Source organism: Paenarthrobacter histidinolovorans (genome assembly GCF_014647595.1).
GTDB classification, from domain to species: Bacteria; Actinomycetota; Actinomycetes; order Actinomycetales; family Micrococcaceae; genus Arthrobacter; species Arthrobacter histidinolovorans.
The window spans coordinates 605,371-623,542 of the sequence record NZ_BMPM01000002.1; the positions used below are offsets into that span (position 1 = coordinate 605,371).

At 63.9% G+C, this 18,172-nt stretch carries 18 protein-coding genes; 9 read left to right on the forward strand and 9 right to left on the reverse strand.

Annotation, left to right across the window (positions count from 1 at the left end; genetic code table 11):
* The first annotated feature begins 84 nt into the window (after nt 1-84).
* The 8 genes from IEY62_RS07320 (at nt 85) to fdxA (ending at nt 8,479) form a co-directional block, all read left to right on the forward strand.
* Nucleotides 85-1,413, forward strand: a complete 1,329-nt coding sequence (locus tag IEY62_RS07320) for an MFS transporter (RefSeq protein WP_189015423.1) — start codon at nt 85-87, stop codon at nt 1,411-1,413.
* A gap of 9 nt (nt 1,414-1,422) precedes the next feature.
* A complete protein-coding gene (locus IEY62_RS07325; RefSeq protein WP_189015424.1) occupies nt 1,423-2,805 on the forward strand; it encodes an FAD-dependent oxidoreductase in 1,383 nt (460 codons plus the stop codon).
* Nucleotides 2,802-4,052, forward strand: a complete 1,251-nt coding sequence (locus IEY62_RS07330) for a CaiB/BaiF CoA transferase family protein (protein WP_189015425.1) — start codon at nt 2,802-2,804, stop codon at nt 4,050-4,052. The genes IEY62_RS07325 and IEY62_RS07330 overlap by 4 nt, the downstream gene beginning before the upstream one ends.
* Nucleotides 4,049-4,855, forward strand: coding sequence for an enoyl-CoA hydratase-related protein (locus IEY62_RS07335; protein WP_189015426.1), 807 nt, complete (start codon nt 4,049-4,051; stop codon nt 4,853-4,855). The genes IEY62_RS07330 and IEY62_RS07335 overlap by 4 nt, the downstream gene beginning before the upstream one ends.
* A gap of 63 nt (nt 4,856-4,918) precedes the next feature.
* Nucleotides 4,919-5,860 (forward strand): dihydrodipicolinate synthase family protein, encoded by a 942-nt coding sequence (locus IEY62_RS07340; RefSeq protein WP_189015427.1) that lies wholly within the window; start codon nt 4,919-4,921, stop codon nt 5,858-5,860.
* Nucleotides 5,860-6,672 carry an SDR family oxidoreductase gene (locus IEY62_RS07345; RefSeq protein ID WP_189015428.1) on the forward strand — a complete coding sequence of 271 codons (813 nt, stop codon included), beginning with the start codon at nt 5,860-5,862 and terminating at the stop codon, nt 6,670-6,672. Before IEY62_RS07340 ends, IEY62_RS07345 begins: the two co-directional genes overlap by 1 nt.
* 22 nt (nt 6,673-6,694) lie before the next feature.
* The gene (locus IEY62_RS07350) at nt 6,695-8,188 is read left to right on the forward strand and encodes an aldehyde dehydrogenase family protein (RefSeq protein ID WP_189015430.1); all 1,494 of its coding nucleotides are present in this window, start codon (nt 6,695-6,697) and stop codon (nt 8,186-8,188) included.
* Nucleotides 8,189-8,194: 6 nt separating this feature from the next.
* Nucleotides 8,195-8,479 carry a ferredoxin gene (fdxA, locus tag IEY62_RS07355; protein ID WP_189015432.1) on the forward strand — a complete coding sequence of 95 codons (285 nt, stop codon included), beginning with the start codon at nt 8,195-8,197 and terminating at the stop codon, nt 8,477-8,479.
* Here the strand turns inward: fdxA and IEY62_RS07360 are convergent.
* Complete coding sequence (locus tag IEY62_RS07360; RefSeq protein WP_189015434.1) at nt 8,476-9,219, reverse strand: response regulator transcription factor; 744 nt, start codon at nt 9,217-9,219, stop codon at nt 8,476-8,478. The two genes, fdxA and IEY62_RS07360, sit on opposite strands and share 4 nt — an antisense overlap.
* A 99-nt stretch (nt 9,220-9,318) precedes the next feature.
* Between IEY62_RS07360 and IEY62_RS07365 the strand changes: the two genes are divergently transcribed.
* Nucleotides 9,319-10,989 carry an ATP-binding protein gene (locus IEY62_RS07365; protein WP_189015436.1) on the forward strand — a complete coding sequence of 557 codons (1,671 nt, stop codon included), beginning with the start codon at nt 9,319-9,321 and terminating at the stop codon, nt 10,987-10,989.
* A gap of 3 nt (nt 10,990-10,992) precedes the next feature.
* Here the strand turns inward: IEY62_RS07365 and IEY62_RS07370 are convergent, their stop codons facing one another.
* From IEY62_RS07370 to galE, 8 genes are all read right to left on the reverse strand, one after another.
* Nucleotides 10,993-11,247: a PLDc N-terminal domain-containing protein gene (locus tag IEY62_RS07370; RefSeq protein ID WP_189015438.1), complete on the reverse strand. Its 255-nt coding sequence runs from the start codon at nt 11,245-11,247 to the stop codon at nt 10,993-10,995.
* A 35-nt stretch (nt 11,248-11,282) separates the two neighbouring features.
* A complete protein-coding gene (locus IEY62_RS07375) occupies nt 11,283-12,491 on the reverse strand; it encodes a 5-methylcytosine restriction system specificity protein McrC (protein WP_189015440.1) in 1,209 nt (402 codons plus the stop codon).
* 73 nt (nt 12,492-12,564) lie between these two features.
* Nucleotides 12,565-14,796, reverse strand: a complete 2,232-nt coding sequence (locus IEY62_RS07380) for an McrB family protein (protein ID WP_189015442.1) — start codon at nt 14,794-14,796, stop codon at nt 12,565-12,567.
* A 78-nt stretch (nt 14,797-14,874) separates the two neighbouring features.
* Nucleotides 14,875-15,477: a DUF1349 domain-containing protein gene (locus IEY62_RS07385; RefSeq protein WP_189015444.1), complete on the reverse strand. Its 603-nt coding sequence runs from the start codon at nt 15,475-15,477 to the stop codon at nt 14,875-14,877.
* A 99-nt stretch (nt 15,478-15,576) separates the two neighbouring features.
* Complete coding sequence (locus IEY62_RS07390) at nt 15,577-16,200, reverse strand: hypothetical protein (protein ID WP_189015446.1); 624 nt, start codon at nt 16,198-16,200, stop codon at nt 15,577-15,579.
* Between the two features lie 273 nt (nt 16,201-16,473).
* On the reverse strand, nt 16,474-16,860 hold the full coding sequence (locus IEY62_RS07395) for a hypothetical protein (protein ID WP_189015448.1): 387 nt from the start codon (nt 16,858-16,860) through the stop codon (nt 16,474-16,476).
* A gap of 90 nt (nt 16,861-16,950) precedes the next feature.
* A complete protein-coding gene (locus IEY62_RS07400; RefSeq protein ID WP_189015449.1) occupies nt 16,951-17,166 on the reverse strand; it encodes a hypothetical protein in 216 nt (71 codons plus the stop codon).
* A gap of 30 nt (nt 17,167-17,196) precedes the next feature.
* Nucleotides 17,197-18,171 carry a UDP-glucose 4-epimerase GalE gene (gene galE / locus IEY62_RS07405; protein WP_189015451.1) on the reverse strand — a complete coding sequence of 325 codons (975 nt, stop codon included), beginning with the start codon at nt 18,169-18,171 and terminating at the stop codon, nt 17,197-17,199.
* Nucleotide 18,172: the final 1 nt, after the last annotated feature.

Genomic DNA, 18,172 nt, shown 5'->3' on the forward strand with positions numbered 1-18,172 from the left:
CACTTTCGCATCAAACGCCTCCAACAGGCGTTCCTGCGTCATACCCTCCCACGCCCTTTCGGGCGTCAGCGTAAGGACACTCCCATGCTCGATATCCAAACGGACAACGTAGTCCCCTCACCCAAGAGCCAGCACCCTTCTGCCCCGAAGAACGCCAGATTCACCCCCGAAGTCCGCAAGGGCCTCCTCGGGCTGGGCCTGGGCAACGCCCTTGAATGGTATGACTGGATGGTCTTCGGCCTCCTGTCAGCCTTCATTGGCCCCAACTTCTTCCCCAATACCGATCCCCTCTCAGCAACGCTGAACGCCTTGGCTGTGTTCGCCGTCGGATTCGCGTTCCGTCCTTTGGGCGGCATCCTCCTGGGCACGCTGGCGGACCGGATCGGCCGGCGCCGGGTCATGCTCCTGTCCATCATGCTGATGGCCGGTACCACCCTCATCATTGCCATCACCCCGAGTTACGCCACCATCGGCCCTGCCGCCGGCATCATCCTCCTGCTGTGCCGTGTACTGCAGGGAATCTCGACGGGCATCGAAGCTCCGCTCTCCACGTCCCACGCGGTGGAACTGGCACCGGAAGGCCGCGAAGGATACGTCGCCGGCATCATGTCCTTCTATGTGAACATCGGCATCCTCATGGCCTCCTTGGTCAGCTTCCTCTGCAGCCTGGTCATCGGCGGAACCGCGATGGGCGAGTGGGGATGGCGGGTGCCGTTCATCATCGGCGCCCTCTTCGGCTTCGTGGTGCTGTACCTTCGCCGTTCCCTCCCGGAAACCCTCAAGCAGGAGGACATGGCGAGCAACACGCCCCGCGCTGTGTGGAAGGGCGTCGGCAAGCACTGGTTGTCCGTCCTGGCCATCATCTTCGTGGTGGGCGCAGCACAGGCCTACAACTACGCCTGGAACGTCGGCCTCCCCAGCGCCGCACGCAGCGGATTCAAGGAAGACCCCACGGCGGTGTTCGCCCTCACTACCATCCTGGGCGTCATCCTGGTGGTTGGCAGTTGGGTCATCGGAAAGCTCGCCGACGGCAAAGCGATGTCCACATGGTTCCTGGTCACCCGCATCCTCGCCATCCCGGCGGTCTTCCTGATGCTGCTCTACGTGCAGCCCGGCATCGGCGGCTTCGCAGCAGTCCTCCTGGGCGGCTCGATCGTCCTGGTGCTCAACATGACCCTCTACAACGTGGTCAGCTCCTCCCTGATGCCCAAGAACATCCGCGGCACCGGTGTGGCCCTCGGCTACGGCATAGGCGTTGCCCTCTTCGGCGGAACTGCCTCCTACCTCCTGGTCTGGTTCCAATCCCTGAACCTCAGCTGGATCTTCCCGGTCTACGTGGCCGTCCTGTCCATCCTCAGCATCGTTTTCTACATCGCCGCCCGCCGCTCCAACGGCATCTTCGTCGGCAAGTAAGGACTCACCATGAACCCGCTCGAACACAACACGTCCCTCGAACTCAGCACCACGACGGCGGACCTCACCGCCCCGGTCATCTCCCGTTCCGATGTCCTGGTGGTTGGTGGTGGTCCCGCAGGTGTGGCCGCCGCCGTCACTGCGGCCCGCTCCGGCGCCAAGGTCACCCTCCTGGAACGCTATTCATCCTTGGGCGGCCTCGCTTCCGGCGGCTTGGTCCTGGTGCTCGATGACATGATCAACGGCCAGGAAATCACGGTCACTGGCATCGTCTCCGAATACGTTGAACGCCTGCAGAAGCTCGGCCTGGCAATCGTCCCGCCGGCCGATGACCGGAAGACCTCCGAGGAACTCTGGAACAAATGGGGCCGCTACGGCACCTTCGACTTCCACTCCCACACCAATCCCAAGCCCATCTGCTACGCCGCCGCCTTCGACCCCGACGGCTGGAAGCGCGTCTCCAACGACCTCGTCCGCGAAGCCGGAGTGGACCTCCGCCTGCACTCCTGGTTCTCCCGTCCCATCGTGGACAACGGCGTGATCAAGGGCGTCATCTGCGAAACCAAGCTCGGCCCGCAGGCCTTCATGGCCGACGTCGTCATTGACACCACCGGCGACATCGACGTCGCTTCCCGTGCCGGCGCCAGCTACGCCAAGGACAACTACCTCACCACGCTGGTCTTCCGCCTGGGCAACGTGGACACCAAGGCCGCAGAAGCCTTCGAACAAGCCAACCCGAAGGAAGCCCGCGCCATCAACCGCAAGATCAAGCGCCTCCTCGGCGGCGCCTGGGAGCTGTGGTGGCTCAAGACCCCCATCGACGGCGTGGTCTGGTGCAACGCCCCGCACATGAGCGGTTTCGACGGGGTCGATCCTGCCGACATGACCGCGGCAGAGTTCGCTGCCCGCGACCGGATCTCCGAGGCCGTGGATTACGTCCGCGCCAACCTCCCCGGCTTCGAAAACTGCTACATGCTGGACGTCGCCTCACAGATGGGAGTCCGCCAGACCCGGCTCCTGCAAGGCGAATACGTCATGACCAAGGACGACGTCACCCAGCGCCGCCACTTCGCGGACACGGTGGCCCGCGGCAGGGACTACTACTACCCCTACCGCTCCCTGCTGCCCAAGGAAGTGGACCAGTTGCTGGTAGCCGGCCGCCACTACTCCGCAACACCGGAGGCGCAGAAGATGTCCCGCGAGATCCCGCCCTGCATGGCGATGGGCCAAGCCGTTGGCGTCGCGGCGGCTCTCGCCGTCGAAAACAACGTCCTGGTCCGCGATGTCGCGGCAGCGGACATCCAGCAGGGCATGCGCCGCCACGGCGCAGACCCGGGCGACGTCCCGTCGTCGAACGCTACCGTCGACGCAACCGCGGCGGTGCCGGCATGAGCACCGTGACCCTGGATCAAGCAGAACCCACGACGACGCCACTCGCCGCAGTGTCCCCGGCACCGGTAGCGCTCCCGCTGGAGGGCATCAGGATCGTGGACTTCACGCAGGTGTTCATGGGACCGTCCTGCACCCAGTTGCTGGGCGACTACGGCGCCGACATCATCAAGGTGGAACGCCCCGGCGCCGGTGACATTTCGCGCAACTCGTTCCCGGACCAGGACGGCCAGGACAACCCGATCTTCCTGTCCATCAACCGGAACAAGCGCAGCGTCTCCGTGGACACCCGCACCGAAGAAGGCCGCGACGTGCTGCACCGGCTCATGGCCGACGCGGACGTTGTGGTCAGCAACTTCCGTTCCGGCGTCATGGAACGGATGGGCTTCGGCTACGAGGAACTCAAGCAACGCAATCCCGGGATCATCTGGGCCTCCGGAACCGGCTTCGGCCCCGAAGGACCCTACTCCCACAAGGGCGGCCAGGACGCGATCGCGCAGGCCTACTCCGGCGTGATGTGGCGGCGCGAGTCCGAGGACACCAAGCCGGCCATCTACCCCACCACCCTGTGCGACTACATCACTGGCATGCACCTCATGCAGGGCATCCTGCTGGCTTTGCGCACCCGGGAAACCTCCGGTGTCGGCCAGAAAGTGGAGGTCACCATGTACGACTCCATGCTGCACCTCCAGATGCAGGAAGCCTGCATGCAGCTCAACCGCGGCTACGAGGTCAACTGGGGTGCCATGCCATTGAGCGGGGTCTTCGAAACCACCGACGGTGCCGTGTGCATGGTGGGCGGTTTCACCCCGGACCCGTTGGCACGGATCTCCGATGCGCTGGACCTCGACGAGGACCTCACAGAACGGCCCGGGTTCGCCACCCTGGAACAACAGTTCAAGAACAAACCCGCCCTCCAGGCCATCTTCCGGGAACACTTCGCCACCAACACCACCGAATACTGGACCGCGAAGCTTGAAGAACAGGGCCTCCTGAACGCCCCCGTGCACACCCTGGAGCAAGCCCTCGCCGACGCGCAGACCGAAGCCAACGGGATGATCGTCGAAGCCGAACACCCAAGCGTGGGCACGGTGAAAATGCTCAATGCGCCCATCCGGCTCTCCGCGACGCCTCCCACCATCCGTCGGGCAGCACCCCGGCTGGGCGAGCACAACGTCGAGGTCCTGTTGGAGAACGGCTTCGATGAGGAAACCATCGAACGCCTGCAGCAGCTGGGAGTCCTGCGATGAGCGCTGTGGTTGAAGAACGCGTGGACGAGGTCACGCTGACGATCACCGGCGGCGTCGCCACCGTGGTCATCGACCGGCAGGGCGTGCTCAACGCCGTGGACGGCGCCACGCACACACGGCTCAACGAAATCTGGGCCCAACTGGAGGCAGATCCCTCCGTGCGGGCCGTGGTGGTCACCGGCGCCGGACCCCGCGCATTCTGCGTTGGCGCCGACATGTCGGCAGACGCCGTGGACAAGACCGGGCTGGAGTACTGGGCCGGCCTGGACCCCAATGGCTTCGGCGGTCTCAGTCTCCGCACCAGCCTTGACGTTCCAGTCATCGCCCGCGTCAACGGCTACGCCTTGGGCGGCGGCATGGAAATCGTGCTTGGCGCGGACATCGTGGTGGCCGCTTCGGGCGCGAAGTTCGGCTTGACCGAACCCCGGGTTGGGCGCTTGGCGCTCGACGGCGGCATCCACCAGCTGGTGCGACGTGTCCCCTACACGCAGGCCATGGGAATGCTGCTGACCGGACGCAAGGCCGATGCTGCCGAGATGCAGTCCATGGGGCTCGTCAACGAGGTTGTACCCGCCGGGGAGCTCGACGCCGCAGTGCAGCGCTGGGTGGACCAGATCCTTGCCTGCGCGCCCACCTCAGTCAGGGCCGTCAAACAGATGGTCACCCAAACCTCGCACCTCACTGCCAAGGAAGCCCGTGGCATCCGCCTCCCGGCCCTTATGGCCGCGCTGGACAGCGAGGACTCCGCAGAAGGGGTCCGTGCCTTCCAGGAGAAACGTCCGCCTGTGTGGCCCGGCCGCTGAGCGCCAGCCCACCACCAGCCACTTCAGGCACCACAGCACCGCATTTGCACTGAAAGGAACCACATGCCTCTCTCTTCTGCGCCCAAAAACCGTGAATCCCTGCCGCCCGGGGTGTGGGGCGTTGTCGCCACCCCGTTCCAAGGCAGCACCCTGGACGTGGACCTGGACAGCCTCGCCGGACTCGTGGAGCACTACCAAGGCATAGGAACAACCGGGCTCACCGTCCTTGGCGTCTTCGGCGAAGCATCCTCCCTGACACCGCAGGAACGCCGCGAAGTCCTGGAAACGGTCATCGACAGCACCACCCTGCCGCTGGTGGTGGGCATCACCGCGTTGGCCACCCGACCAGCCATCGAAGAAATCCTGGCCGCCCAGGAGGTCGCCGGTCCGCGCCTCGCCGCAGTGATGGTGCAAGCGAACTCGGCCCGCGCCGAGACAGTCATCGCCCACCTTGATGCCATCCACCGGGCAACAGGGGCGAAAGTTGTGCTGCAGGACTATCCGCTGGCCAGCGGTGTCAGCATCCCAACACCGGCATTGATCTCCACCGTGAATGCCTGCTCCAGCGTCATAGCAGTCAAAGCCGAGGCCCCACCCACCAGCGTGGCCGTCGCTGAGCTGAGTGCCGCCGTCGGGGTTTCCGTCTTCGGCGGGCTGGGCGGCCAGGGCCTCCTGGACGAACTCCTGGCGGGCGCCGCCGGTGCCATGACCGGTTTCTCTTATCCGGAAGCCCTCATTGCCTGCGTGCGGGCATGGCAAGACGAAGGATACGCAGCCGCCGAGCGCGAACTGCAGCCGTATCTGCCGCTCATCAACTTTGAGCAGCAGGCGAAAGTCGCGCTCGCCATCCGCAAGGAATGCCTCCGCGAACGCGGCCTCATCAAGGACTCCGGCGTCCGCGCGCCGGCGGCCGGCTTCCCGGGCGTGCTCCGCGAAGCGATGAACGTTCACTTGGCAGAAGCCGCTGCCGCACTGACCGCACACACCACGGCAGGGAGTATCTGATGGATTTGGGCATCGCGGGAAAGACAGCACTCGTAGCGGCCTCGACCGGCGGGCTTGGCCTGGCTGTTGCACGGGCCCTGGCTGCCGAAGGCGTCCGGGTGGCCGTGGTGGGCAGGCGGCGTGAGCGGGCCAAGGAAATCGTCGCTGAACTGCAGGCCGCGTACGGCACGGGCATGCTCGGCAGCGCCGGCTTCGACGCCGTCGCGATCGAAGCCGACCTGGGCACTCCGGAGGGCATCGAATCCGCCGTGGACCAGACTGTGGCGAACCTTGGCCCGATCGACATCCTGGTCCTCAACGGCCCCGGACCCAAGCCGGGTGCCGCAGCCACCCTGAGCCCGGCGGACATGGCCGCTGCTTTCGACCTCCTGGTCAAACCGCATCATGCCTTGGTGTCCCGGGCCCTGCCGGGAATGCGTGAGCGCCGCTGGGGACGCATCCTGGCCATCGGTTCCAGCGGCGTCGCTGCCCCTCTTCCCAATTTGGCGGTCTCCAACACCGGCCGCGCCGCGCTGGCCGGCTACCTGAAGACCCTCGCGGCCGAAGTCGCTTTGGACGAGGTCACAGTGAACCTGCTCCTTCCCGGCAGGATCGCCACGGACCGCGTCGCCCAACTGGACCAGGCCGCGGCCAAACGCCGTGGTACCACGCTGCAGGACATCCAGCTCGAATCCCGCAAGACCATACCCGCCCGACGATATGGAGAACCCGCCGAGTTCGGTGCCGCGGCCGCCTTCCTGTGCAGCGCACCGGCGTCGTACATCACCGGAGTCGCGCTCAGGTGCGACGGCGGCCTGATCCGCAGCCTGTAAACCTTCTACCCAAGGATCGAACATGACCTCCACAAGTTTTGACACCAGCCTTATTACTGACACCAGCCTCACAGTGCAGGCAACCCTCACGGCCCAGCACCTCATCAACGGCCAATGGCTCGGCGAAGCCGTCACCGGGCGGATGAACCCGGCCCGCCCGGATGAGCTCGCCGCGCTCTCCCCCAGCGGCTCCGCCGAGGACGTGGACGCTGCCATCACCGCCGCCTCGGCTGCGCAGCCGGCATGGGCCGCACTGCCCGCGCCGGCTCGTGGCGCCATACTGATCGCAGCCGGCAACCTCCTGCTCGAACGGCAGGCCGCCATCGCCGAGGATCTGGTCCGTGAAGAGGGCAAGACCCTGGCCGAAGCCAAGGGCGAAGTGAAGCGGGCCTCCGACGTGCTGCGCTTCTTCGGCTCCCTCGGCTGGGCCGCCACGGGTGAAGTCCTTCCCAGCGGACTTCCGGACACCACCATCACCACCCGCCGCGAAGCACTGGGCGTTGTCGGACTCATCACGCCCTGGAATTTCCCCATCGCCATCCCTGCTTGGAAAACGGCACCGGCACTCATCAGCGGCAACACCGTGGTGATCAAGCCCGCCGAGCTCACTCCCCTCTCTGCCACACACCTGGCCCGTGCCCTGCAGGACGCCGGACTCCCGGCGGGAGTCTTCAACGTGGTCCATGGCAAGGGCCGTATCGTGGGCGACGCCCTGGCCCGGGATCCCCGGATCGCTGGACTGTCCTTCACCGGCTCAACCAAAGTGGGCCTGGGGCTGCAGGAGATCCTCAACGCACGCCGTGCCCGGGTCCAGCTGGAAATGGGCGGCAAGAACGGGGTCCTTGTCCTCGACGACGCCGATGCCCGCAAGGCCGCGCAGGTGGTGGCTGCCGGGGCATTCGGGCTGACGGGCCAGGCCTGCACGGCAACGTCGCGCGTCTACGTGACACCCGGCATCCGGCCCGCGTTCCTGGAAGCCCTCGTAGCGGAGGCAGCCGGCTACAACCCCGGAGACGGGCTTGCGGAAGACACCCGTATGGGGGCCGTGGTGAGCAGGCAGCAATTCGAACAGGACCAGGCTGCGGTGCGGACCGCCGTCGAACGTGGTGCGACGCTCCTGCACGGACAGTACGACGGCGACCCCACCGGTCCGCTGTTCCTCGCACCGGCCGTCCTCACGGACCTGCCGTTTGATGACGCCGCCGTTACGGAGGAAATCTTCGGTCCGGTGGTGGCCGTGCTTGAGGTGGCCGACTACGAAGCGGGACTGGCGGCCATCAACGATTCCCGCTACGGCCTCACGGCAGGAATCTGCACGGACTCGTTGGCGTTGGCCACCGACTTCGCCGCACGGGCACAGGCCGGCGTGGTGAAAGTGAACCGACCAACAGCAGGGCTGGACTTGAACGTTCCCTTCGGCGGCGTCAAGGATTCCTCCACCAACACGTTCCGCGAACAAGGCCGCTCCGCGCTGGACTTCTTCACCTGGGGCAAGACCGTTTACACGGGGGTGTAGCCCGCCATGAGCTACGTGATCGCCCAGCCGTGCGTGGATGTGAAGGACAAGGCCTGCATTGATGAGTGTCCGGTGGACTGCATTTATGAGGGCGACCGTTCGCTCTACATCCACCCCTCGGAGTGCGTGGACTGCGGCGCCTGTGATCCGGTGTGCCCGGTGGAGGCGATCTACTACTCGGACGATGTCCCTGACGAATGGGTTGACTACGTCAGGGCCAACGCGGAGTTCTTCGAGGACCCGGTCCGTGACCACCCAGTGGTCACGGCCGAGCCCTTGCGGGTTGCCTAGTTGTTGTTAGCGGCCGGCGCGAGCCTGTACCCGACGCCGCGGACCGTCTCAAGCCACCGCGGGCCCTGGATGCTGTCGCCCAGCTTCTTGCGCAAGTTCCCCATGTGCACCTCGACGGCACGTTCGTCTGCGTCGCTGACGTAACTGCCGACGTCGTACGGTTCGTTGCGAAGGCGACGGGCAAGATCGGCCTTGGTCCGCACAATCCGGCCGGTTTCCAGCAGCGCCAACAAGAGATCGAACTCTGTGCGGGTGAGCTTCAACTCTGTGCCGTTCAGGATTGCCGTGCGGGAACCGGCCGACACGGCCAGTCCGTTGTGGATCATCTCAGGATCCGCTTCTTCCGGCGCGCTCTTGACGTCCGACGACGCTCGCGGCCTGCGCATCATGGCCTCCACCCGGGCGCGCAGTTCGCGCGGCCGGAAAGGCTTGGTGAGGTAATCGTCGCCACCGGCTTCCAAACCCATGAGGGTATCGAGTTCCTCGGCGCGGGCCGTGAGCATGATGATGTACGCGTCTGAGGACTTGCGGATCTGCCGGGCGACCTCGAAGCCGTCAATGTCAGGAAGGCCAAGGTCCAGGGTGATAACGTCCGGATTGAGTTCACGGGCCGACGTCACACCGGCAGAACCGGTCGACGCAGTATGAACATCAAATCCAGCCTGGGAAAGAACTACCCGCACCAACTCGCGAATATCCTGGTCGTCTTCAATGACCAGCCCCACACGTACTTCACTCATCGCTGCCCCTCAGCCCCTTCGATAACCTCAGAAGTATATCCGTTATGGTTAGGCTGATCTCATGAACCGAATTTCTTCCGCACCCGTGGTGGTTGTGCCATGACCCAACCCTCAGCTTGGGATATTGGTGACAAGAAGAAATTGTTGATTTTTCAGCGCTCGTTCCACGAACATACCCTGCGGATGCGGGTTGTCCTCAGTCAATTGCCGTTATCGGTGTGTGTCTGTATTTCGGCAATTCTGGTGTGGCTGTTTTTCCCCGCCACGCTTGCAAACCCGCTGTTCCTTATCTTCCTGCTGAGCCAGGCCTTCCTGTTGGCATTGTGCATTGTGGTTCCATGGCACCGCCTGCCGTTTGCCAGCTTCCTCAGCATCCCCATCCTGGACATGGTTTCCATAGGTTTCGGCAGGGAAGGCGGGCAAGAGGCACTTACCGGCCTCAGTGTCCTGGTGGTGTTGCCCGTTATCTGGTTGTGCGCGTCCGGCCTCTACCCGCGGCTGGCCATCGTCATGTCCTTCCTGGGCCCACTCGCCATTGTCTGGGTTCCGGTGTTCGTCCATAACGATGTCAGCGAACAGGCCCTCACCAAACCACTGTTGTTCCCCATCCTTATCCTCGGAATCGGCGTCTCTGTCAGCGTCCTGACCCTGAGCATGGTGCGCCAGCAACGCGTGCTGGAGGAAAAGGACGCGGCCCTGAAAGATGCACTGGACATCAGTACCAAGCAGGAACGGTTGCTGAACACCGTCATGGAAGCCCTCCCGCTGGGCGTGGTGGCTGTTGACGGCGACGGGCACGACATCCTCATGAACAGGCGCCAGCGCCAGACCCACGTCTTGGCCACGCCGCCGGACAACGACGACCCCAACGAATCGCAGCTGCTGGTGTTCGACATCGACAGGAGCACTCCCCTGCCGCCTGACCGCCGACCTGTGCGACGCGCCGTCCTGGGGGAACGCTTCACGGACCAACTGGTCTGGCTGGGTGCAGGAGAGGGTCAACGGGCCTTCACCACCAGCGCCCGCCCCATGCTGGACGACGCCGGGAAGTTCGCAGGCTCCGTGGTGGTCTTCAGTGACGTCACCGATCTGGTGAATGCACTGGCTGCCAAGGATGACTTCGTGGCAAACGTCTCCCACGAGTTCCGTACCCCGTTGACGTCCATCCTGGGCTACGTCGAGCTGATCCTGGACGACGCCGAAGCTTTGGATGCCCACTCCCGCAAACAACTGGACATCGTCAAACGGAACGCCGAGCGGCTGCTCACCTTGGTTTCGGATCTGTTGGCGGTGCGATCCGGACAGATCGTCATTCAACGGCACACGGCAGACGTTGCCGAACTGGTCCGGGGAAGCGTTACCTCCGCCGAGCCCCGCGCAGCCAAGGCCGGTATCCGGCTGTCGATGGACCTGCCCGATGCCCTGGAAGCCCGCGTGGACTCATCACGGCTGGCCCAGGTGCTGGACAACCTGGTGTCGAACGCCATCAAGTACTCCCCCGACGGCGGCGATGTGGAGGTTGCGGCCTGGGAGGATGAGGACTTTGTTTTCTGCCGTGTCACCGATACCGGCATGGGCATGAACGAGGAAGAACAGGCCGAGGCCTTCACCAAATTCTTCCGCGCCGGTGGCGTCCGCAAGAGCGCCATCCCCGGCGTCGGGTTGGGCCTGCCCATCAGCAAAGCAATCGTTGAAGCCCACGGCGGAACCATTACCTTGGAGAGCGTGCCCGGGCGCGGAACCACCTTCACAGTGAAGATGCCCGCCTAGCCCTCAGCGCTTTGCGGGGGTGCCGCCCACCAAGCCGGATTCGCGTCGCCTGCCGAACAGGAAATAGCTGACCGGCCCGAAAAAGTTGATGAACGAAACCGCACGCCACATCACTTTGCTGCCCCTGATGTTCGAGTCCGGGGTTTTGGCGATGCTTCGCTGCGCTGCCACCAGCAACACCAGGTTCACAGCACCACTGACCAGCACAGAGATGCGCTGTCCCTTGCTCATGTCACGCCACGTCTTCTTGCCGGCCATGGTGCCTCCTATTGGCGAATGGTTTACCACTCAGGCTAGTCCGACGCCGATCGTCCCGCCACAGCCTGGCGTACTACTTCGCCCCACGACTGTTCAGCGAGGTCCGCCACTGCGGCAAGGATTTCCGACGGCGGCCGGGACAGGTCCAACGGATACTCCACAATGTCGATGTCCGTGTTCAGGATGCGCCGCAGCTTCACTTCCCCCGCCCCGGCGTAAACCAGCCAGGCCGTGGGGACCCGTAGGGCTGTGCAGTAGGCCAGCAACTGGTAATGGTCCGCGCTGAGGGAGGCACCGGCGTCGGACGCTGCCTTGTACTTGGAGTCGTACACCACCACCGGCCGCCCGCCCAGGAAGTGCACCGCATCCGGCCGGACGGTCAACCGGTCGGTATCCCGGACGGCCTCGTTCAGGAGCGCGCCGTACTGCAGGCGCATCTCGCCCGGGTGGGCCGCCATGGCGCTTCGAAGGGCCGTCCCCACGAATTCCTCGAACACCTGCCCCATGTCCACCACGAACGACGCCGTCTGCTGCTTACCGTGGCCTGCCTCCGCTGATGCGTTGCGCAGGATGACCTCGGCCAGCCTTAAGACTGCGTGGAACCTCAGGTTCATCCGGCTGGCCCGCCACGGCGGCAGCGGTGCGCCGGGCTGAAGGCGGGTTACGGCGTCGAGCTTTCCCTTGAGCTGCCGCAAGCGGCTCAGGACGTCGGGCCGGACCCCGGGAACCTGGCCCATGCGTTCCAGTGCGGCCCGGAGAATCCTGTTCTCTGCGATGTCCTCGGTGAACTCGTCGTAGGAGACCTCCAGCGGCACCATCATGCCGGGACGCCGCGAGATCTGGTCCGAAATACGGATCCGGCCTTTGACCGTACGCAACGACTCTTCAACGGTGAGGTAGCCCTGCAAAACCCCGCGGCTGAGTGCCTTGTCCGCCAGCTGCGCCAAGGACTCCGCGAGTGCACTCCACAGGTCCGGGTGCTCCACGGCTTCCACCGAATGGTCCCGAAAGCCTTGCTCGCCGGCATAACTGAGCAGGAACAGCAGGCGGCTGAGGCCCAAGCGGTCCTTGGGGCGGACTTCCAGCTGCACAGTGGCCGTGCGTACGGAGCCCACCTTGCCTGCCGGCTCAATGCGGTACAGCCCCATGCCCATGGGTGATGCTTTGGCCAGTCCGCTGGTGTTGATGAAGGCAGCGGATTCGGGATCGAGTTTGTCCACCACCCCGCCGGAGAGCTCGTCCATGACGATGTGCCGGGGTCCCGTGTTGACGGCCCGGGCACTCGCGGGTGCCCTCGCCGGCCTCGGGGGGATGGCGTTAGCGGTCCCCAAGACGTCCCAGCAACTGGTCCAGGCCGAAGCGCTCCTCCAACTGGGCCCGGTTCAGCTGCCCGTGGTAGTGCTCTTCCAGCAACGGCATGAGCTCGTACTTCCAGATCCGGCGCAACCCCGTGGGGTTCTGGGCGGCGTTCTTCATGAAATACGACGGCCCGATCATCAGGTCCCGGTCCCAATCGTCGATCGCATCGTTGAGGGCATCGAGCAGATCCGCGTTGAGGGTGTCCAGCCCGCGGGCCTCAAGGAAGCGGCGCAGCGAACCACGGACCGGTTCTACCTTGGGGTGCAGTTCGATGAACGCGAAGCGTCGGCGGATGGCTGCATCCATCATGGCGATGGAGCGGTCTGCGGTGTTCATGGTGCCGATGATGTAGAGGTTGTCCGGCAGGCTGAAGGGCTCGTTGGGGCTGTACTGCAGGTAGATGCGGTCGTCCCGGTATTCGAGCAGGAAGTAGAGTTCGCCGAACACCTTGGCCAGGTTGGCGCGGTTCATTTCGTCGATGATCAGGAAGTACGGTTTGTGCGCGTTCTCCGGCTTCGCCGCTTCTTCAGCAAGGCGACGCAGCGGTCCTGCGACCAGCTTGAAGGAGACTTGGCCGTCGTCGGTCTTGTCCGGCCTGTACCCCTCGAAAAAGTCCTCATACGCGTATGACGGGTGGAACTGGACCAGCTTCACGCGTTCATCGGTGTGGTCGCCGGCGAGCTCGGCGGCCAGGTGCTTGGCGAGGTAGGTCTTGCCGGTTCCCGGGGGACCGAACAGGACCAGCTGGCGGTTGTCCTCCAGCAGTTCCGCGATCTCCTGCAACGGTGCCAGGTCCATGTGCAGTGACGCGGCGAACTCTTCGGTCAGGGGCCGGAAGCCCTGCTGGACAACCTCGACGGCGACGGTGGGCGGCGCTTCGTCCTCACCGTCGGTTTCGGCCTCCACCGGGAGCAGTTCCTGCAGCGCCTGGATGACCCTGGTGACATCGACCAGGATGCCGGGCGTGGACAGCTGCCGCTGGGCATGGCGCGGAAGTTCCGGGATGGCGTAGCTGTCATCAAACCACCGGACCTTGCGGCGGATCCGGCGGTTGTCCTCATCATGCTCCGGCTCGCCAAGGACCACGCCTACCCGCACGCGGCCGGCATGCTGGTAGAGCGTAAGATCACCGGGTTTCATGACCGTGAGGAAAGCGAACACAGCCGTCTTGGTGTCTTCGCGTTCCACGTAGCCCAGGTGTTTGTAATCCTCGTCCACGGCATGCTGGACAACACCGGCTGTGACGCCCGCGGTGAGGGTGCGGAGGTGTTGCACCTCGAGGGTTGCTTTTTCGTCGGCGACCCAGGAGGCGAGCAGCTCCGCATTGTCGTGGTGGGTCCGCAGGAGCCAGGACCGGCGGCCCGGATCTCCCACTTTGCGCCATTGGCTCACCAGTTGCCGGGCATACCAATCGATGCGCTGGCCGGCTTGCTCATCCAGGTGCAGCCGGATGCGGTGGATGTCCGCCGTGATGTCCTCATCCGTGTCGCCCTTGGCCCCTCCCACCAGTGAGGCAAAGGCATCCCGGATTTCCTGGCGCTCAACGTCCGCCACCACGGGCTCAAAATAGCTTGGCCACACCAAGTACTCGATGCTGCGGCGCAGGGCAGGCTGGTCCTCAGGCGTTGCAGCTGCAAGTTCGTGGAACATCAAGGGGTCCGCGAGCGCCCGGTTGATGGATGCGGTGCTCTGGCTGTCCACATGGGCAACGAAACGGCACAACCATTTCAAGTGATCCCAGATGGTCCAGTTGAATTCGGCGGTACGGTCGCGGATCACGCCGTGGTCCGTCATGCCCTCGTACAGTTCTTCCGGGAGTTCGATGGGCGGCTCCACCCAGGACGCTGCCTCGGCTACCCGTGCGCGCTTGACCCTCAGGGACTTGACCTCGTGGGCCAGCGGCAGTGACTGCAGGAACAGCAATTCCACAGCCAGCAGCTTGGCTTCCCGGGAGGCACCCTCCAGGTTGTTCCGCAGGTTGGTCATCATGGGCGCTTTGGAATCTTCAACCCCGCGTTCGAGTCTTTCGAGCAGCTCGGAAGCAGCATCCGCAGTCCAGGTGAGCGTCCGGCCGTCCAGCGCCGAGGGTTTCCCGTGAAGCGCCGGACCGAGCACATACCAGGCTGCGTCCTCGATCTCCTTGGAGACTCCGGGGGCGCGGTCAATGGCAGGTTTCAGGGAGGGAATCACCCTGCCAACTTACCTTGTTTGCTTTAACCAAGCATCTGGATATCCACAAGCTTCCCGTGCTATTGGCCCCGCCCGCTTCTAGCTGCCGTCGCGGAGGTTTTCCGGAGCTGCCTGAGTGAATTCGATGCTGTCGAAGCGCGCCTCGCAGCTATCGCCCATGGGCGCTTGGGACATGAACCCAACTCGGACTGGTTTTTCCGTGTCCAGCCTGAAGAGACGGACAAAGGACCATTTCCGGCCGTCCGCTGAAGAGTGAAACGCCCAGGCCGGCCCTACCCGGCTGACCCGAAGATATACCCAGGGCGCGGTGACCACCGGACCGTTGGAGTCGTCCGAATAGCCGTTGGTCACCACGCTTACCACCATGGCTTCCCCTTGTGGGGAGTATTCGAAGCAGAGTTTGGCCCAGTGTTCGCTGTCCACCCACAAGGCCAGCACACCGGCGTCGAACGTTGTTCGGGGCGAGGCGACCATGACCCGGGCCGACAGCGAGAAGTTCTTAGGCGCCGTGAAAGCCAGGGCCGAGGCCCGGTGCTGCTGTTCGCCCCCGAGTGAATCGTTGGACCAGTCGACGCCGGGTGCCGCCGTGAGCGTGAGCGTTCCCCCGGATTGGTCGTAACTGAGATGGCTGGTCGATGACGTCCACTCCAGGGCCGGAAGGTCGGCGATTTCGGGAATCAAGGGGTGCTCCTTTATTCGGCAGAAAGGACATGTCTCTGCAACTTTTCGTACTGAAAACAAAATGGTCCGGCTCCCCCAAGAGCCGGACCAACACTGCGTCTACTCGAACAACGACAACGTCAGTTTCGCGGTGTAATTGCCGGGCGCGACCGTGGCAGGAGTACGCAGGAACAGTCCTGCGGAGGCTGTCCACTGACCTTCAGGCGCAATCGCAGTGGAGTTCAGGGCCAGCGCGAGCAACTCTTTGTCCACCAAACCCACTGCGTTCGGACCGGAATCCATCACTGTCTGCACGACGTCGCCTTCGGCCACCTGGCCGGATTCACCGCCGTCGATCAACGACGGCGACCATCCCAGGTGGCCGGCACCGATTGCGGGCTGTCCGGTGGCTCCGGCGAAGTCCGTGGACGACCCAATGACGTACCAGCCTGCGCCGGCCGGGATTTGACCAGGCAGGCGGGTATCGGTCACCGTGACCGTGGGCAGCGACCCCGTGAACTGACGGACGGTGGGGGTGGAGCCGGTTTCAGTCAGCGTTGTGGTGGTGCCTGCCACGCTCATGGCCAGGATTCCGGGCTCATCAATCTGGGCAATTGCTACATTCACGTCGACGTCTTGGTCGCCATGGTTTTCCTCGGCCATCGCGGCTCCGGCCACGCCTGCCAGCAGGGCAGTGCCTGCGGCTGCTGCCGAGATTCTCGCGATCAAACTCGCTTTGCTCATCGTTTTGCTCCTTGGTACGGGGGATGCGGGAGATTCATATCCAAGTGTCGGTAAAGGAAAGCGCCAGGGGCGGACTCCGTGCTCGTAATACGGAATCCAGTTCGGCGGAACTTCACCCTCCCTCGCCCGAAAAGTCGGTTGCCTCGAGGTTGGGTAAACACGCTGGTCGACGCGCGGCTGTGCGCATGCAAGCAGCTGGTGGGGCAAATCCATGCATTTACTATCTGGAATGTTTACGTAAACTTACACGTATTCAGGCTATTCGACAAGAGCCTAATCACCCTTTTGCCGGGTGGCGGGGCGCTCCCGACCGACGAGCAGGAGGGCCATGCCGGTCCCTCCGCAGAGCCCCGCAGCAATGAGGGCTCCCATGGGGTCGATGCCGGTGGCGGGGAGTCCGCCACCACCGCACTGACCGCCACATTGAGCTCGTGGCGCAATCTCAACGTTCAGCTGGATATCGGAGCCGTTGGTCTCCGAGGCCCAACTCGGCGTGAAGCCGAGTGCGAAACTAAAAGCCACGAGGACGCAGGACAACAGGATCCTGGCCGACTCCGCCGAGCGAAAGCGGACAAATCTTCGGCGAACACTCGCGGAGCGGGCTTTGCTTCGCGCGCTTGGCCGCACGGCCAAGTGGGGGACCGTTCCGCTGGTAGTCACTCTCTAATCCATCCTTTGAGGATGCCGCATGCTCACGTGAACATGCGGCAGCTTACGTAAAAATCGTGGTCACGCCCCGATGCCAAGGGCTTAGGCGTTCTGTTTCTCATAGGTGTAGCCGTAGGGCACGTCCGGTGAAAGTTCCACGGTGTAGGACGCATAGTCCAGCCGTGTGACCAGGATCCCGCAGCGGCCTTCATTGCGCGCACGCTGCTCCGCAGCCAGAATGGCGGCGTTGAGGTTGTTTTCCATGCTGGACTTACTGGTTGCTGTGATGGTGGCCAAAAGTTCAGGCGCCTCGATCATGATGTTCCTTTGGGATAGTGCATTGCAGTGCTAGTGGGTGGATAACTTCTGGTTCCCGGCCGCCGCCCAGGCGCTGGAGATCATGTCACGGAGCGTATGCCTCGGTTCCCAAGCGATGTCGCGGCGTGCCAGTTCGCCGGAGGCGACGATCCGGGCAGGATCACCGGGTCGGGCTGCGCAAATTTGAGGAGCGAAATGAATCCCCGTCACGGACGCCATTTCAGTCATGATCTGACGGACTGATACCCCCGTTCCACTGCCCAGGTTGTAGACAGGCTCCAGGTCAACCCCCTCCCGGAGCTTCCGGGCAGCTTCCACGTGGGCCGCAGCAACGTCTGCAACGTGGACGTAGTCCCTGACACAACTGCCGTCCGGCGTGGCGTACGTCGTCCCAAAGATCTTTGGCGTCGCGCCATTCTTCAGCGCTTGGAAGACCAAGGGAAACAGGTTGTGCGGACTGACGTCGACGACTTCCGGGATGCCGGAGCCAACCACATTGAAATAGCGGAGCGACGTATGGCGAAGCCCCGTGGCCCGCGCTTGGTCTGCGATGAGCCATTCACCAACGAGCTTCGATTCCCCATAGGGAGATTCCGGCTTTGTGGGAGTTGATTCGGTCACCAACTCCACGTCCGTGCTCCCATAAACGGCGGCGCTGGAAGAAAAGACGATCGCCCGCACGGAGGCCGCTTCCATGGCAGCCAACAGGTTTCCTGTGCCTGTGACGTTTTGTGAATAGGTGTGAAGTGGCCATTCAACGGACACCCCCGCGTACTTGAACCCCGCCAAGTGGATGACGCCGGATATGTCGTGACGTTCGAATACTGCTTTGAGGAATTCGGTATCCAGCAGCGATCCCTGCTCGAACGCAGCGCCTTTCTGCACAAATCCGCGCTTGCCGCTGGACAGGTCATCGATGACCACTACGGCTTGGCCGTCATCCATGAGTGCCCGGGCTACGTGCGAGCCGATGTAGCCGGCTCCTCCTGTTACCAGCCATGCCATG

What these genes read in the sequence shown, in the direction of transcription:
- IEY62_RS07320 (WP_189015423.1), top strand. Translation starts at nt 85, where the DNA reads ATGCTCGATATCCAAACGGACAACGTAGTCCCCTCACCCAAGAGCCAG.
- IEY62_RS07325 (WP_189015424.1), top strand. Translation starts at nt 1,423, where the DNA reads ATGAACCCGCTCGAACACAACACGTCCCTCGAACTCAGCACCACGACG.
- IEY62_RS07330 (WP_189015425.1), top strand. Translation starts at nt 2,802, where the DNA reads ATGAGCACCGTGACCCTGGATCAAGCAGAACCCACGACGACGCCACTC.
- IEY62_RS07335 (WP_189015426.1), top strand. Translation starts at nt 4,049, where the DNA reads ATGAGCGCTGTGGTTGAAGAACGCGTGGACGAGGTCACGCTGACGATC.
- IEY62_RS07340 (WP_189015427.1), top strand. Translation starts at nt 4,919, where the DNA reads ATGCCTCTCTCTTCTGCGCCCAAAAACCGTGAATCCCTGCCGCCCGGG.
- IEY62_RS07345 (WP_189015428.1), top strand. Translation starts at nt 5,860, where the DNA reads ATGGATTTGGGCATCGCGGGAAAGACAGCACTCGTAGCGGCCTCGACC.
- IEY62_RS07350 (WP_189015430.1), top strand. Translation starts at nt 6,695, where the DNA reads ATGACCTCCACAAGTTTTGACACCAGCCTTATTACTGACACCAGCCTC.
- fdxA (WP_189015432.1), top strand. Translation starts at nt 8,195, where the DNA reads ATGAGCTACGTGATCGCCCAGCCGTGCGTGGATGTGAAGGACAAGGCC.
- IEY62_RS07360 (WP_189015434.1), bottom strand. Translation starts at nt 9,219, where the DNA reads ATGAGTGAAGTACGTGTGGGGCTGGTCATTGAAGACGACCAGGATATT.
- IEY62_RS07365 (WP_189015436.1), top strand. Translation starts at nt 9,319, where the DNA reads ATGACCCAACCCTCAGCTTGGGATATTGGTGACAAGAAGAAATTGTTG.
- IEY62_RS07370 (WP_189015438.1), bottom strand. Translation starts at nt 11,247, where the DNA reads ATGGCCGGCAAGAAGACGTGGCGTGACATGAGCAAGGGACAGCGCATC.
- IEY62_RS07375 (WP_189015440.1), bottom strand. Translation starts at nt 12,491, where the DNA reads ATGGACGAGCTCTCCGGCGGGGTGGTGGACAAACTCGATCCCGAATCC.
- IEY62_RS07390 (WP_189015446.1), bottom strand. Translation starts at nt 16,200, where the DNA reads ATGAGCAAAGCGAGTTTGATCGCGAGAATCTCGGCAGCAGCCGCAGGC.
- IEY62_RS07400 (WP_189015449.1), bottom strand. Translation starts at nt 17,166, where the DNA reads ATGATCGAGGCGCCTGAACTTTTGGCCACCATCACAGCAACCAGTAAG.
- galE (WP_189015451.1), bottom strand. Translation starts at nt 18,171, where the DNA reads ATGGCATGGCTGGTAACAGGAGGAGCCGGCTACATCGGCTCGCACGTA.